General features: G+C 67.4%; 12 protein-coding genes. 4 read left to right on the forward strand and 8 right to left on the reverse strand.

What is annotated here, in order from left to right:
- Nucleotides 1-242: 242 nt before the first annotated feature.
- The gene (locus M4D77_RS13815) at nt 243-443 is read right to left on the reverse strand and encodes a hypothetical protein (protein ID WP_055475487.1); all 201 of its coding nucleotides are present in this window, start codon (nt 441-443) and stop codon (nt 243-245) included.
- Nucleotides 444-594: 151 nt separating this feature from the next.
- On the opposite strand from M4D77_RS13815, the gene M4D77_RS13820 reads away from it, so the two are divergent.
- Nucleotides 595-2,601 (forward strand): glycoside hydrolase family 15 protein, encoded by a 2,007-nt coding sequence (locus tag M4D77_RS13820; protein ID WP_068970236.1) that lies wholly within the window; start codon nt 595-597, stop codon nt 2,599-2,601.
- A 21-nt stretch (nt 2,602-2,622) separates the two neighbouring features.
- On the opposite strand, the gene M4D77_RS13825 is transcribed toward M4D77_RS13820, so the two are convergent.
- Genes M4D77_RS13825 through lepA form a run of 3 tightly spaced genes read right to left on the reverse strand, consistent with a single transcriptional unit; the run spans nt 2,623 to nt 7,485 of the window.
- Nucleotides 2,623-3,534 carry a cation diffusion facilitator family transporter gene (locus M4D77_RS13825; RefSeq protein ID WP_259936436.1) on the reverse strand — a complete coding sequence of 304 codons (912 nt, stop codon included), beginning with the start codon at nt 3,532-3,534 and terminating at the stop codon, nt 2,623-2,625.
- 13 nt (nt 3,535-3,547) lie between these two features.
- A complete protein-coding gene (locus tag M4D77_RS13830) occupies nt 3,548-5,596 on the reverse strand; it encodes a M3 family metallopeptidase (RefSeq protein WP_259936437.1) in 2,049 nt (682 codons plus the stop codon).
- A gap of 32 nt (nt 5,597-5,628) precedes the next feature.
- Complete coding sequence (gene lepA, locus M4D77_RS13835; protein ID WP_078112904.1) at nt 5,629-7,485, reverse strand: translation elongation factor 4; 1,857 nt, start codon at nt 7,483-7,485, stop codon at nt 5,629-5,631.
- Between the two features lie 225 nt (nt 7,486-7,710).
- On the opposite strand from lepA, the gene M4D77_RS13840 reads away from it, so the two are divergent.
- Both M4D77_RS13840 and M4D77_RS13845 read left to right on the forward strand, forming a co-directional pair.
- Nucleotides 7,711-8,391 carry an alpha/beta fold hydrolase gene (locus M4D77_RS13840; RefSeq protein WP_259936438.1) on the forward strand — a complete coding sequence of 227 codons (681 nt, stop codon included), beginning with the start codon at nt 7,711-7,713 and terminating at the stop codon, nt 8,389-8,391.
- Nucleotides 8,392-8,393: 2 nt separating this feature from the next.
- A complete protein-coding gene (locus M4D77_RS13845) occupies nt 8,394-8,819 on the forward strand; it encodes a type II toxin-antitoxin system PemK/MazF family toxin (protein ID WP_259936439.1) in 426 nt (141 codons plus the stop codon).
- A gap of 15 nt (nt 8,820-8,834) precedes the next feature.
- On the opposite strand, the gene M4D77_RS13850 is transcribed toward M4D77_RS13845, so the two are convergent.
- From M4D77_RS13850 to M4D77_RS13865, 4 genes are all read right to left on the reverse strand, one after another.
- On the reverse strand, nt 8,835-9,683 hold the full coding sequence (locus tag M4D77_RS13850; RefSeq protein ID WP_058252095.1) for a transglutaminase family protein: 849 nt from the start codon (nt 9,681-9,683) through the stop codon (nt 8,835-8,837).
- Nucleotides 9,680-10,657 (reverse strand): alpha-E domain-containing protein, encoded by a 978-nt coding sequence (locus tag M4D77_RS13855; RefSeq protein ID WP_205333493.1) that lies wholly within the window; start codon nt 10,655-10,657, stop codon nt 9,680-9,682. Before M4D77_RS13855 ends, M4D77_RS13850 begins: the two co-directional genes overlap by 4 nt.
- On the reverse strand, nt 10,654-12,537 hold the full coding sequence (locus M4D77_RS13860; RefSeq protein ID WP_205333492.1) for a circularly permuted type 2 ATP-grasp protein: 1,884 nt from the start codon (nt 12,535-12,537) through the stop codon (nt 10,654-10,656). Before M4D77_RS13860 ends, M4D77_RS13855 begins: the two co-directional genes overlap by 4 nt.
- A 92-nt stretch (nt 12,538-12,629) precedes the next feature.
- Nucleotides 12,630-13,802, reverse strand: coding sequence for a hypothetical protein (locus tag M4D77_RS13865; protein WP_068970225.1), 1,173 nt, complete (start codon nt 13,800-13,802; stop codon nt 12,630-12,632).
- Nucleotides 13,803-14,041: 239 nt separating this feature from the next.
- On the opposite strand from M4D77_RS13865, the gene rpsT reads away from it, so the two are divergent.
- Complete coding sequence (gene rpsT, locus M4D77_RS13870; RefSeq protein ID WP_004023072.1) at nt 14,042-14,302, forward strand: 30S ribosomal protein S20; 261 nt, start codon at nt 14,042-14,044, stop codon at nt 14,300-14,302.
- Nucleotides 14,303-14,331: the final 29 nt, after the last annotated feature.

Consider the following 14,331-nt stretch of genomic DNA (forward strand, 5'->3'; position numbering starts at 1 on the left):
GAGCAGTAAAGTGGGCGCACCCTAAGGCGCAGCGAGTTCGTCATACTGCGCAGGGGCCGGAACACCACCCGCTCCCTGAGGAGGCCCGGAGCCTGCGGAGGGCCGTCACGAAGGGTTGCCGAACCCACAGATCTACCGGTGACGACCAGCTTGGGACGCTCAGCCCGTGACAAGCCAGGCGATGATGACCAGGACCAGCAGCGCCAGCAGCGCGAAGGTGACCGGCGAGCGCAGTATCTTCTTCACAATCCGGTCCCGTCGTCGTCGGCGAAGCGGCGTCGGTCGACCAGCGTGGCAGCGGCGTCGACCAGCAGACTGAGCACGTAGGCGATGAGGATCGCCACCGGGATCACGACGGCGACGGTCACCAGCAACTGGGGCACGAAGGACAGGCCCGTGAGCCACTCCTCCACGCTGTCCCACCAGTCGAAGAACGCCGACACCTCATCACCCCGTCATCCGTGCATCCGTTCCCGCGGGGAGCCGTATACCCGTCCGCGGCATCTGCGTCGCTCCGAGTCCGTGATCACCGCCACTGTCTCGCTCACGGGAGCCGAGTGGCGTCGGCGAGAACCCGTCGCAATGATGGAACTCATGTCTGTCGCAGATGACTCCACCGTAACGTCCCTGCCGACCGTGCCGCCGCGGGCATCCGGGACCGCGGCCGACGCCGACGTCTCCCCGGCGGCTCCCCCGGCACCGTCGCACACGAGCGCCTTCCCGCCGATCGGCGACTACGCGTTCCTGTCCGACACCGAGACCAACTGTCTCATCGCGCGCAACGGCTCCGTCGAGTGGATGTGCATACCCCGGCCCGATTCCCCGAGCGTCTTCGGCGCCATCCTCGACCGTAGCGCCGGCCACTTCCGACTGGCGCCCTACGGCGTGAACGTCCCGGTGGATCGGCGCTACCTGCCCGGCAGCCTGATGGTCGAGACCACCTGGCAGACCGACACCGGTTGGATCATCGTCCGTGACGCACTGGTCATGGGTCCGTGGCACGACAACGAACGTCGTTCGAAGACGCACCGCCGGACACCCACCGACTGGGACGCCGAACACATCCTGCTGCGCACCGTGCGCTGCGTGTCCGGCACCGTCGAACTGCACATGAGTTGCGAACCCGCCTTCGACTACCACCGCGGGACGACGAAGTGGGAGTACTCGGGCCCGGCCTACGGCGAGGCGATCGCGACCGCCAGGGACACCGATGCCGACACGCCCACCCTGAAACTCACCACGGACCTCCGGCTGGGTCTGGAAGGTCGCGAAGCGCGGGCACGTACCCGGCTCGTCGAAGGCGACAACCGCTTCGTCGCACTCAGCTGGTCCCGGCAGCCGGCGCCGCAGAACTTCGAGGAAGCCGCCCAGAAGATGTGGGCGACAAGCGAGTCGTGGCGGCAATGGATCAACATCGGCAGCTTCCCCGATCATCCGTGGCGCTCACATCTGCAGCGTTCGGCCCTCACGCTGAAGGGACTCACCTACTCCCCGACCGGCGCGCTGCTCGCCGCCGCGACCACGTCGCTGCCGGAAACGCCTCAGGGCGAACGCAACTGGGACTACCGATATGCGTGGGTGCGTGACTCGACCTTCGCCCTGTGGGGTCTGTACACGCTCGGTCTCGACCGCGAGGCCGACGACTTCTTCTCCTTCATCGCCGATGTCTCTGGAATCACCAACGGTGAACGTCATCCGCTGCAGGTGATGTACGGCGTCGGCGGCGAACGCACCCTGGAAGAGGAAGAGCTGACCCATCTCTCGGGCTACGACGGCGCACGGCCGGTCCGTATCGGCAACGGCGCGTACAACCAGGCACAGCACGACATCTGGGGCACGATGCTCGACTCGGTGTACCTCAACATCAAATCGCACGAAGCGGTGCCGGAGACGCTGTGGCCCGTGTTGAAGGCCCAGGTCGAAGAAGCGATCAAGCACTGGAAGGATCCCGACCGCGGCATCTGGGAGGTGCGCGGGGAGCCGCAGCATTTCACGTCCTCGAAGGTCATGTGCTGGGTCGCCCTCGACCGCGGGTCACGCCTCGCGACGATGCACGGCGAGCAGGCCCACGCGCGCGAGTGGGCCGCGATCGCGGAGGAGATCAAGGCCGACGTCCTGGCGCACGGGGTCAACGAGCGCGGGGTGTTCACCCAGCGTTACGGCGACGACGCGCTCGATGCCTCGTTACTACTCGTCCCGCTGCTGCGATTCCTGCCGCCGGACGACCCCCGGGTGCGCGCAACGGTTCTCGCGATCGCCGACGAACTCACCGAGAACGAACTGGTGCTCCGCTACCGGGTCGAGGAGACCGACGACGGCCTCAGCGGCGAAGAGGGTACGTTCACCATCTGCTCGTTCTGGCTGGTGTCGGCCCTCGTCGAGATCGGCGAACTGCCGCGGGCGAAGACGCTGTGTGAACGACTGCTGTCCTACTCGAGCCCGCTCAAGCTGTACGCCGAGGAGATCGACGCCAAGACCGGACAGCATCTCGGCAACTTCCCGCAGGCGTTCACCCACCTCGCCCTCATCAATGCGGTGATGCATGTGATCCGCGCCGAGGAAGCCGCCCACCAGGCCACCTTCCAGCCGGCGAATCACTGAGCGCGACGAGCCGAAACGCGCTCAGTCCAGCCGCCAGTCCTCGTAGGCGCGTGGGTCGTTGATCGGTTCGACGTGCAGGGTCACGGTGAGATCGTCGACCGCGGCGCGGAGTTCGTCCTCGATCGTCTCGGCCAGGTCGTGCGCGCGCTGCACCGACCAGTTACCGGGGACGAGCATGTGCAACTGGACGAACCGTTCATGGCCGGCCTCCCGCGTGCGGACGTCGTGGAAGTCGATCCGGTCGGCGCGGTGACGCGCGAGGACGGCGTCGATCGCGGCGCGCAGGTCGTCGGGCAGCGCCGAGTCCATCAGTCCCGCACCGGATCGCCAGACCAGCCGTCCGCCCACGACGAGGATGTTGGCAGCCACCGCGATGGCGATCAGCGGGTCGAGCGGCAGCCAGCCGGTCGCGTCGACCAGGAACACACCGACCACGACGCCGGCCGTCGTCCACACGTCGGTCATGAGATGTTTGCCGTCGGCTTCGAGGGTCAGCGACCGATGACGTCGACCGGCGCGGATGAGCACCCAGCCGACGACCGCGTTGACCACCGTCGCGCCCACCGAGATCGCCAGTCCCATGCCGACTTCGTCCAGTTCCTCCGGGTGGAGCAGGCGGTCGACGGCCGTCGCGACGATGACGACCGCCGCGACGACGATCATCACCCCCTCGAACACCGCCGAGAGGTATTCCGCCTTGGTGTGCCCGAAGTTGTGGCTCCGGTCCGGCGGCTTCGCCGCCACCCGCAGCGCGACGAACGCTCCGATCGCAGCAACGAGGTTGACGGTGGACTCCAGCGCGTCGGAGAGCAGACCGACCGAGCCGGTGATCCGCCACGCGATCAGTTTGAGCCCGATCACGACGATCGCGGTCACGATGCTCAGCACCGCGAACGCCGAGAGGTCCCGGCGCGGGGTGCGCGTCGTCGTCATGACCGGAACCCGATCAGGCCGCGAGCCCCCGGCGCCGCAGCAGCGGTTCGATGCGCGGCCGGCGACCGATCAGGCCCTCATGTGCGACAAGCGGATCCACGCTGTCGCCGCGGGAGAGTGTGGCGTCGGCGAACCGGCGGCCGTTCTCGCGACGCAACCCGCCCTCGGCAAGGAACCATTGCTCGGTCTCCGCGTCGAGCACCTCCGACCAGATGTAGCTGTAGTAGCCGGCGGAGTAGCCGCCACCGAAGATGTGGTTGAAGTACGAGCTCCGGTAGCGCGGCGGGATCAGCTCGGTGTGCAGGCCCGCGTCGGTGAGCGCCTGCGCCTCGAAGGCCTCGACGTCGGCCACCGCCTCGGCCTCCGCCACCGACAACCGGTGCCAGGCCAGGTCCAGCGAGGATGCGGCGAGGTATTCGATGGTGCCGTGCGCGGACTCGGCTCCCGCCGACTCCCGCGCCGCATCGGCGAGCTCGGCCGGGATCGGCTCTCCGGTCTCGTGATGCCGGGCGTAGTTCGCCAGCACTTCCGGGTGCAGCGCCCACATCTCGTTCACCTGCGACGGGAACTCGACGAAGTCCCGCGGTACCGATGTCCCGGATTGCGACGGGTAGTCGACCGACGACAGCAACCCGTGCAGGGCGTGCCCGAACTCGTGGAAGAGCGTGGTGAGCTGATCCATCGTGAGCAGGCACGGTTGTCCGGCATCGGGTTTGGTCAGGTTCAACACGTTCACGATGATCGGCTGGGTGTGCAGGACCGACGACTGGTCGACGATGTTGTTCATCCACGCCCCGCCGCGTTTCGACGGCCGGGCGTAGAAGTCGCCGAGGAAGAGCCCGATACCGACGCCCGCGTCGTCGCGTACCTCCCAGGCGCGCACATCCGGGTGGTACAGCGGGAGATCGGTGATCTCCCGAAAGCTGAGGCCGTACAGCTTGTTCGCGGCGAAGAAGACGCCCCGGGTCAGCACCGCGTCCAGTTCGCAATAGTTCGCGAAGTCGTCGAGCGGCACCGCCGAGTGCGACCGCTTCTCCCGATCGAGCCAGAAGGTGAGATCGGCGGGGCCGATCGTCGCGTCACCCGCGAACTCGGTGAGCCGGGTGAGTTCGCGGCCACCGGCACGCATGGCCGAGGAGTTGAGCTCGCGCAGCATGTCGTCGACGGCACCCGGGTCCGGCGCCGTCTGCTCGGCGATCACGTACTCGGCGTGGTCCCGGTAGCCGAGCATCTCTGCTCGGCGTGCCCGCAGGCGGACGATCTCGAGGACCAGTTCCCGGGTGTCGTGTTCGTTGCCTCGGGCGCACCGCCCCACCGACGCGTCGAACACCCGCCGGCGCACATCGGCATTCGTCACTTCGGTGAGCACCGACTGGCTCGTCGGGAGTTCGAGCGTGAGGAGGTATCCGCTGTCGTGCCCGGCCTCGGCGGCGGCGCGGCGGGCGGCGGCGATCTGTCCGGCCGACAGACCGTCGAGTGCGGCGACATCGTCGACGAGCACCGCCGAATCGTTGGTGTCGTCGAGGATCTTCTGGGAGAACGTCGTCGTGAGATAGGCCAGGCGAGAAGCGATCTCTCGCATCTCACCCTGTGCGTCGGGGTCGAGTCCGGCTCCGGCGCGGACCGATTCCCGGTACCGCTTGTCGAGCAGCCGGCGCTGAGCTTCGGTGAGATGGAGTTCGTCGGCGCGCGAGTGGAGGTCGGAGATCCGTTCGAAGAGAACCGGATTCATTGCGATCGTGTTCGCGTGATCGGTCAGGAGCGTCGACAGCTCCTGGGAGATCTCGTTGCGTCTGGGGTTCGTGTCGGGCCCGACGAGGTTGAAGAAGATCCCCGACGCCCGGGCCAGGTCGCGCCCCGACAGCTCCAGGGCTTCGATCGTGTTGGCGAAGGTGGGCGCCGCGGGATCGGCCGCAATCGCCTCCACCTCGGCCACGTGCGACGCCATGGCCTCGGTGAACGCCGGCAGGAAGTCGTCGTCGGAGATCGATGCGAAGTCGGGGAGGTCGTAGGGCAGGCCGCTTTGCGCCAGTACCGGATTGGTGCCCTGTGCTGCGGTCATCGTCTCCCCGCTCCCGGTCTGCCCGTCGCCCATCACTTCCCCTTCGGCTTGTCACCCACCGCGTCGGTGGAGAGCGCGGCCACGAAGGCCTCCTGCGGGACCTCGACGCGACCGATGGTCTTCATCCGCTTCTTGCCCTCCTTCTGCTTCTCGAGCAGTTTGCGCTTACGGCTGATGTCGCCGCCGTAGCACTTTGCCAGCACGTCCTTGCGGATGGCTCGGATGTTCTCGCGCGCAATGATCTTCGAGCCGACGGCGGCCTGCACCGGGACCTCGAACTGCTGACGCGGGATGAGCTCCTTGAGCTTGATCGCCATCCGGTTGCCGTAGGCATACGCGGCGTCCTTGTGGACGATTGCACTGAACGCGTCGACGGCCTCGCCCTGGAGCAGGATGTCGACCTTCACCAGGTCGGCTTCCTGCTCGCCCGCCTCCTCGTAGTCGAGGCTGGCGTAGCCGCGCGTCCGCGACTTCAAGGCGTCGAAGAAGTCGAAGATGATCTCGGCCATGGGCAGCGTGTACCGCAGTTCCACGCGCGTCTCCGACAGGTAGTCCATCCCGCCGAGCTCGCCTCGACGCGACTGGCACAGCTCCATGATGGCGCCGATGAACTCGCTCGGCGCGATGACCGTGGTCTTCACGATGGGTTCGTAGATGTGCCGGGTCTTGCCTTCCGGCCAGTCCGACGGGTTGGTCACCACATGTTCCGAACCGTCTTCCATCACCACCCGGTACACGACGTTGGGGGCGGTCGAGATCAGATCGAGGTTGAATTCGCGCTCGAGACGCTCGCGGGTGATCTCCATGTGCAGCAGGCCGAGGAAGCCGCAGCGGAACCCGAAGCCGAGCGCGACCGAGGTCTCCGGCTCGAAGGTCAGGGCGGCGTCATTGAGTTGCAGCTTTTCGAGCGCCTCACGCAGGACCGGGTAGTCGGATCCGTCGAGCGGGTACAGCCCCGAGTAGACCATCGGGCGCGGCTCGCGGTACCCCGTCAGCGCCTGCTCGGCACCCCGGCGGGCGGTGGTGACGGTGTCGCCGACCTTCGACTGGCGGACGTCCTTCACACCCGTGATCAGGTAACCGACCTCGCCGACACCCAGTCCCGTGGTCGGCTTCGGTTCCGGGGACACGATGCCCACCTCGAGCAGCTCGTGCGTTGTGCCGGTCGACATCATCAGGATCTTCTCCCGCGGCACGATCTTGCCGTCGACGACCCGGACGTAGGTGACCACGCCGCGATAGGTGTCGTACACCGAGTCGAAGATCATCGCCCGCGCCGGGGCGTCGGAGTCGCCCACCGGAGCCGGCACCTTCCGGATGACCTCGTCGAGCAGCTCGGTGACCCCGACGCCGGTCTTGCCCGACACACGCAGCACGTCTTCCGGCTCGCAGCCCACGATGTGCGCGAGTTCGGCAGCGTAGCGCTCGGGGTCGGCCGCGGGCAGGTCGATCTTGTTCAGCACCGGGATGATGGTGAGATCGTTCTCCATCGCCAGATACAGGTTGGCGAGGGTCTGGGCCTCGATGCCCTGCGCGGCGTCGACGAGCAGCACAGCTCCTTCGCACGCCTCCAGAGCGCGGGACACCTCGTAGGTGAAGTCGACGTGCCCGGGGGTGTCGATGAGGTGCAGGACGTAGTCCTCGTCGCCCTCCGCCGACTTCACCGTCCAGGGCAGACGGACGTTCTGCGCCTTGATGGTGATGCCGCGCTCGCGCTCGATGTCCATTCGATCGAGGTACTGCGCCCGCATCTGCCGCTCTTCGACGACGCCGGTGAGCTGCAGCATCCGGTCTGCCAGCGTCGACTTGCCGTGGTCGATGTGGGCGATGATGCAGAAGTTCCGGATACGTGCCGGATCGGTGAAGGTGGTGTCGGCGAAGGTGGGAATGGAACTACTCCTCGAACGAGAACTTCGGTAGAGAACGGGTACGGATACGGGTTGTCCTCCAGTTTCTCATGAGCACCCCGCGTGGCGCGTCCGGCCACGTCTCCCCCTTCGAGACGGCCCTCCGCAGGCTCCGGGCCTCCTCAGGGATCGGAGAGACGGCCCTCCGCAGGCTCCGGGCCTCCTCAGGGATCGGAGAAGTCCGCGAGCACCTCCGAAGGCGCTACGGTGGCAGCCGTGTCCGCGTCCACCGTCACCACCATCGAGTCCGACGACGTCGCCGCCGAGGTACACCGCCCGGGGATCCCGGCACGTGCCACGCTCGTCCTCGCCCACGGCGCAGGTGGCAACCGCGACGCCGTGATCCTGCGTGCCTTGGCCGAGGAACTGTGTGACCGCGGGTTCGTCGTCGCCCGGATCGACCTGCCGTATCGACGGCGCCGGCCCAAGGGTCCGCCCAGCCCGTCCACCGCCGCCGCCGACCGGGACGGCATCCGTGCCGCGTGCGCAACGCTGCGCGCCGAGTCCGACGGGCCGCTGATCGTCGGTGGCCACTCCTATGGCGGGCGACAGTCCTCGATGGCCATCGCCGAGGACGGAACAGCTCTGGCCGACGGCCTGCTGCTGACGTCGTATCCGCTGCATCCGCCGGGCAAGCCCGACCGACTGCGCACCGAACACCTGCCGTCGATCACCGTCCCGACCCTCGTGGTCCACGGGAGCACCGACCCGTTCGGCACCACCGACGAGATGACCCGCGCGATCGGCCTCATCGATGCGCCGACACACATCGTCGAACTCGAGAAGGTCGGACACGACCTCAACCCGAAGAGAAAACCCACCGCAGCCCTCACCGCGGACGCGATCGAGGACTTCCTGCTGCCCGACATCTCCGGAGAGGACTCCTGACGGTGACCAGTCGCGACGCCCGGCCCGCACTTCGGCCGACAACCGATCTCGCCCGCACCATCAGCTATGCCCCCGACCTCGACGGCGACGCCGACCCCGGCGAGATCGTGTGGACCTGGGTCGCCTACGAGGACGACCCGAACCAGGGAAAGGACCGGCCGGTCCTGGTCGTCGGCCGGGACGCCCGGGCCGACCGGTCCGACACCGTGCTCGGGCTCATGCTGTCGAGCAAGGACCACCGGGATGACGGCAACTGGCTTCCCGTCGGGTCGGGCGCATGGGATTCCCAGGGCCGGCCGAGCTTCGTGCGCCTCGACCGTGTACTCGTCGTCGACGACGACGGCATCCGCCGGGAAGGCGCAATTCTCGACCGCACGACGTTCGACGCCGTCGCGCAGGAACTCCGCGGGCGCTACGGCTGGCGGTGACCCGGGGGCGAAATCCTAGGCGAGCCGGGTGATCTCGACGATGACGTCGAGGTCGGTCGCGCCGCCGCCGGTGTAGATACCCTTCAGCGGCGACACATCGGCGTAGTCACGACCCACGCCCACCGACACATGCTGCTCGGTGATCGGGGTGTCGTTGGTCGGGTCATAACCCCACCAGCCACCCGTCCACGCCTCGATCCAGGCGTGACTCTGACCCTGCACCGTCTTGTCGATCTCGGCGTCGGGTTCGGGATGGAGATACCCCGACACGTACCGGGCGGGGATGCCCAGCCCGCGGAGCATCAGCAGGGTGAGGTGCGCGTAGTCCTGACACACGCCCTTGCGATCGGTCCACGCATCGACCGCGGTGGTGTGCACGCCCGTCGTGCCGGGGACGTACTCCATCTCGGTGTGGATGAAGCGACACACCGCCTCGACCGCCTCCTCGGGGGTGAGCCCCTTGGTCACCTTCTTCGCGGTCGACAACAGTGACCGGTTGCGGGCGACATACGGTGTGTAAGACAGCATCTCGTCATACCGGTCGATGACGTGATCGCTGTTCACGTCGTCCCACGAGACCTGATCCTCCTCGTCGGGGCGTTGTCCGGCCTCGGTTTCGACGACCGACAGCCCCGAGACCTCGAGTTCGTTGTGCGGCGCGTGCAGATCGAACGCGGTGACCGCGGTACCCCAGTAGTCGGTGTACCGGTAGGACCTCGTCGCCGGGACGGTCTCGACCCGGTTGACGATCACGTTCTGGCGGGCGTCGCTGCGCGGGGTGAGCCGGGCCTCGTTGTACGACGAGGTGACCGGACTGTGGTAGGCGAAGCCCGTGGAATGGACAACACGCAGACGCCAGCTCACAGCTCACTCTCCTCGATGACGTGCCCGTCGCTGACGCGGGCGTCGGCCCACGAGACATAGGGCGACACATGGAAATACTGCTTCGTGACCGCCTCGTTGACCGCGCGGCAGGTGTCCTGCAGGTCGACGAGCCGGTCCTGCAGATCGTCGAGCAACTTCCCGGGTTCGAGGAACTCGAGCGAACTGCGCGCGCGGCCCAGCAGCAACTGCGCCTCGGCCTGGGCCCCGACCCGGCTCGGCCCACTCTCGAGCTGGCCCAGATTGCGCTCGGCGACGCTGAGGGCGTGGAAGATCGACCGTGGGAACAGCCGGTCGAGAAGCATGAACTCGACGATGTTCTCCGCGTCCAGCACACCGCGGTAGGTCCGCAGGAAGGTGTCGTGCCCGCCGGCGGACACGAGGACGTTCACCCAGGCCGGCGACGTCGTCCGATCTCCGGCGCGGGACAGCAACATCCGGATGGTCATGTCGACCCGCTCCACCGACCGGCCCAGCAGCAGGTACCGGTAGCCGTCGTCGTGGCTGAGGGTGGCGTCCGCGAGACCCGCGAACATCGCCGCCCGGTTCTTCACGTACGACAGGAACTCGTGGGGACCGAGGCGACGCGAGCGCCGTTCGGCGCCGTCGAGTCCGTTGTAGGTGGTGTTGAGGCATTCCCACAACTCGCTGGACGTGACTTCGCGTGCGCCCCGGGCGTTTTCCCGCGCCGCCCGGATCAGGTCGACGATCGACCCCACCGCGTCGGCGTCGTAGGCGACGCGTTCGGTCAGCGACCAGACATCGAGCTCGTCGTCGTCCTCCGGCGTGGTGAGCCCGAGCACCTGGATGATCAGGCGTGCCTGCCGGTCGACGTCGACCGTGGTGTCCTCGAGGATCTGGTGGATCGCGACATCGAGGATGCGCGCCATGTCGTCGGCGCGCTCGACGTATCTGCCGATCCAGTAGAGCGATTCGGCGTTCCGCGCCAGCATCATCGGACGTCACCGCCCTGCTGCTGTGTCATGTCGCCGGACGTGGCCGTCGGACTCGGTTGCGGCGTCATGCCATCCATCTGCTGCGTCCCACCCAACTGCTGCATCATGGAGCCCATCTGCTGCATCATCGAACCCTGCTGTTGCTGTTGAGTCTGCGTGTGCACCGGGTCGGGGGCGCTCTCCGCCGGCCGGGCGGCGGCGACACCGCTCGTCGTCACGACCTTCGCGCCCGACAACTCCCGGTCCCCCTCGGAGGCGCGCGAGGCCAGCACCCAGGTGTCCTTGGAACCGCCGCCCTGGCTCGAGTTGACGACGAGCGATCCCTCCGGCAGCGCCACCCGGGTCAGGCCACCGGGCAGGACCCACACGGACTCACCGTCGTTGACCGCGAACGGACGCAGGTCGACGTGGCGTGGTCGGATGTCGTCACCGATCTTCGTCGGTACCGTCGACAGCTGCACGACCGGCTGTGCGATCCACCCGCGCGGATCGTTGCGGACCTTGCGTGCCAGTGCGTCCAACTCGGCGCCGGTCGCGTCGGGGCCGAAGACGATGCCGTAACCACCCGATCCCTCAACGGGTTTCACGACGAGTTCGTCGATGCGGTCGAGCACCTCCTCGCACTCGTCGGGGAGCCAGCAGCGCAGGGTGTCGACGTTCTGGAGACTCGGCTTCTCGCCGAGGTAGTACTGGATGATCTCCGGCACGTAAGTGTAGATCAGCTTGTCGTCGCCGACGCCGTTGCCGACCGCACTGGAGATCACCACGTTGCCCGCGCGTGCGGCGTTCAGCAGCCCCGCCACGCCGAGCATCGAATCCGGCCGGAACTGCATGGGATCCAGGAAGTCGTCGTCGATGCGGCGATAGATGACGTCGACCCGCTGCTCCCCCTCGGTCGTGCGCATGTACACGACATTGTCGCGGCAGAACAGGTCACGACCCTCGACCAGCTCGACGCCCATCAGGCGTGCGAGGAGCGAGTGCTCGAAGTAGGCCGAGTTGGCCACGCCCGGGGTCAGCACGACGATGTTCGGGTCGGCCTCGTTGAACGCCGCCGACGCGCGCAGCGCGCGCAGGAGGTGGCTCGGATAGTCGGCGACCGCACGCACCTTGTGTTTGGAGAACAGGTCCGGGAAGACGCGGGCCATCGCGCGCCGGTTCTCGAGCACATAGGAGACGCCCGACGGCGACCGCAGATTGTCCTCGAGGACCCGGAAGTCGCCGTTCTCGTCGCGGATCAGATCGATACCCGCGACGTGGATGCGAACACCGTTGGGCGGCCGAATGTTTGCCGCCTGTCGATGGAAGTGCTCACAGGAGTGGACGAGTCGCTTGGGCAACACCCCGTCGCGCAGGATCTCCTGCTCGCCGTAGATGTCGTCGAGGAAGAGTTCCAGCGCCTGTACGCGCTGGGTGATACCCGCCTCGAGCTTGTTCCACTCCGCGGCCGAGATCACCCGTGGTACAACATCCAACGGGAAGGGGCGTTCCTTGCCGGACAGCGAGAACGTCACACCCTGGTCGAGATAGGCACGCCCGAGGGCCTCCACACGGGCCTCCACGAGGTCGGACTGATCCTCGTCGGCCATGGCCTTGTAGATACCGCGGTACGGTGTCCGCACCTCACCGGCGGCATCGAACATCTCGTCATATGCCTTGCCGTACGGGCCTTTTGCGTACCCGCCGAAATTGCCGGTGAAGTTCTCCCCGGTGGTCGCGTCGCCCGCGCCCTTCGCCGACCGGCTGCCGGAACCGGAACCCTTGGTCGAACCGGACTTGGCGGAGGCCGTCCGTCCCGACGAGGTGGACGACGCCGCTTTCGCGGCTGCGGACTTACGCGCCGCCTTCTTGGCTGGCGCACTTGTCGATGCGGGGGTCATAAACTGCCATGGTGCTACAGAATGCCGAAATCGGCAGGACGTCGACCGGCCGTGTCATCGACGAAGCCGCACCGCCGATCCGGGGCCACCGATCAGGATGATCGGCGCGCGGCGATCACCCGCCGCTTGACCCGGCGCACCACATTCGCCGCCCGCGTCCGCGCACGGGGTCCGACCTTGGGCAAGGGCGCCGCGAGCACCATCGCCGCGATCGTGTCGAGCGCGACGTCGAGCACCTCGCCGTCCGACGGCGGCGGTACGTCGCCGGCGTCGTGTTCGGGCGACACCACCAGATCGTCGAGGTCACCGACGACGTCGTAGCCGGCGTCGCGGACCGCCGCGACCATCCGCCGGGACTCCCCCGCCGCCCACTCCCGGCTCTTGTCCGAGAGTCCCTGCGGTGGGCCGGACGGTGCCTCGAACAGGATCTCCCCGATCACCTGCCCCTTGATGATCCGCTCGTATCGGCGCCACTCGATGACGTCCGGCTGCAGGCGGCGGTTGAGGCCGCGCAGGAACTCGGCCTGCGGCGCGGACAGCGAGCTGTTCAGGCTGGGGACCGGGATCCGCAGCGGGACCGGATCGATGTTCATCACGCGCAGGAACCGATCCCAGAGCGTGTCGCCCGGCGCTGCCCCGCGGGGCGGCACCGTGACGATGTGGACACGCTCGGGTCCGACGGCACGCGACCAGCGTTCCAGGATGCCGACGTAGTCCTGGAACTCCCAGAACGGCTCCTCGTCGACCTCGTCGGCCGGGGAATCGTCAGCGGGGGTGCTGACGATGACGGGACCGCCGGTCCGGCGCCCCTCGGAAGCGAAGGCCACCGAATCCACGAACTCGTCGAACGACGCCCGCCGCTGGTTCTTCACGTTCTCCTGCCACACGGACGGGAGCTGGCGGCCGAGGTCGCGGACGGTCGCGATCACGTGGACCTCGTCGGCGAAGGACAGGTCGGCCATCAACCGTTCGATCTGGTCGACGGTCGCGGTGCTGTACAGCTCGTGCGACAGCAACGAGATCTGCGGCCAGGCCCGGATCTGACCGAGGAGCGTCGGCCATGTCCCGGCGAAGGCGGGATCGACCCAGTCGAGGTATCGCTCCGGCTGCAGGTGCACCGCGGCATGGAAGTGATCGGAGATCACGTTGCCCGGGTACAGCAGCCCGGAGGACTGCAAGGCCAGGTCGCGGTTTCGCCAGAGGCGATCCTGGAGGTGTGTGGTCCCGGTCTTGGGAAGGCCGATGTGTACGTAAACGACGGACATGATGGGTCCACCGTAGACATAAGTTCACGATGATTCTTATTGGCCGACGCGGCGGCCCGTCGTTCCCGACGCACGGATTTTGGCGGGCTGACCCCGGCTGGTAATGTTGTGCGCTGTTGCGGTGACGCCGTGGAGATGCTTCACGTGCCGACACCGCCCGGTGCGAGTTCAGCCCCCAGGGCCGACCGCCCGACCCGAACAGACAGACATATCCACCAGCAACGACAGAGGTAACACGCGTGGCAAACATCAAGTCTCAGATCAAGCGCAATCGCACCAACGAAGCGAACCGCCAGCGCAACCAGTCGGTGAAGTCGGCCCTTCGTACCGCGATCCGCAGCTTCCGTGAGGCTGTCGAGTCCGGCGACAAGGCGAAGGCCGCCGAGCTCGGCCAGACCGCCAGCCGCAAGCTCGACAAGGCTGCCAGCAAGGGCGTCATCCACGCCAACCAGGCCGCCAACAAGAAGTCGGCCATCGCCCTCGCGGTCAACAAGCTCTGATCTGACGCCGCCCCCGGTCGGCCCGACGG

The organism is Gordonia sp. p3-SID1431 (assembly GCF_025143765.1).
GTDB classification, from domain to species: Bacteria; Actinomycetota; Actinomycetes; order Mycobacteriales; family Mycobacteriaceae; genus Gordonia; species Gordonia hongkongensis.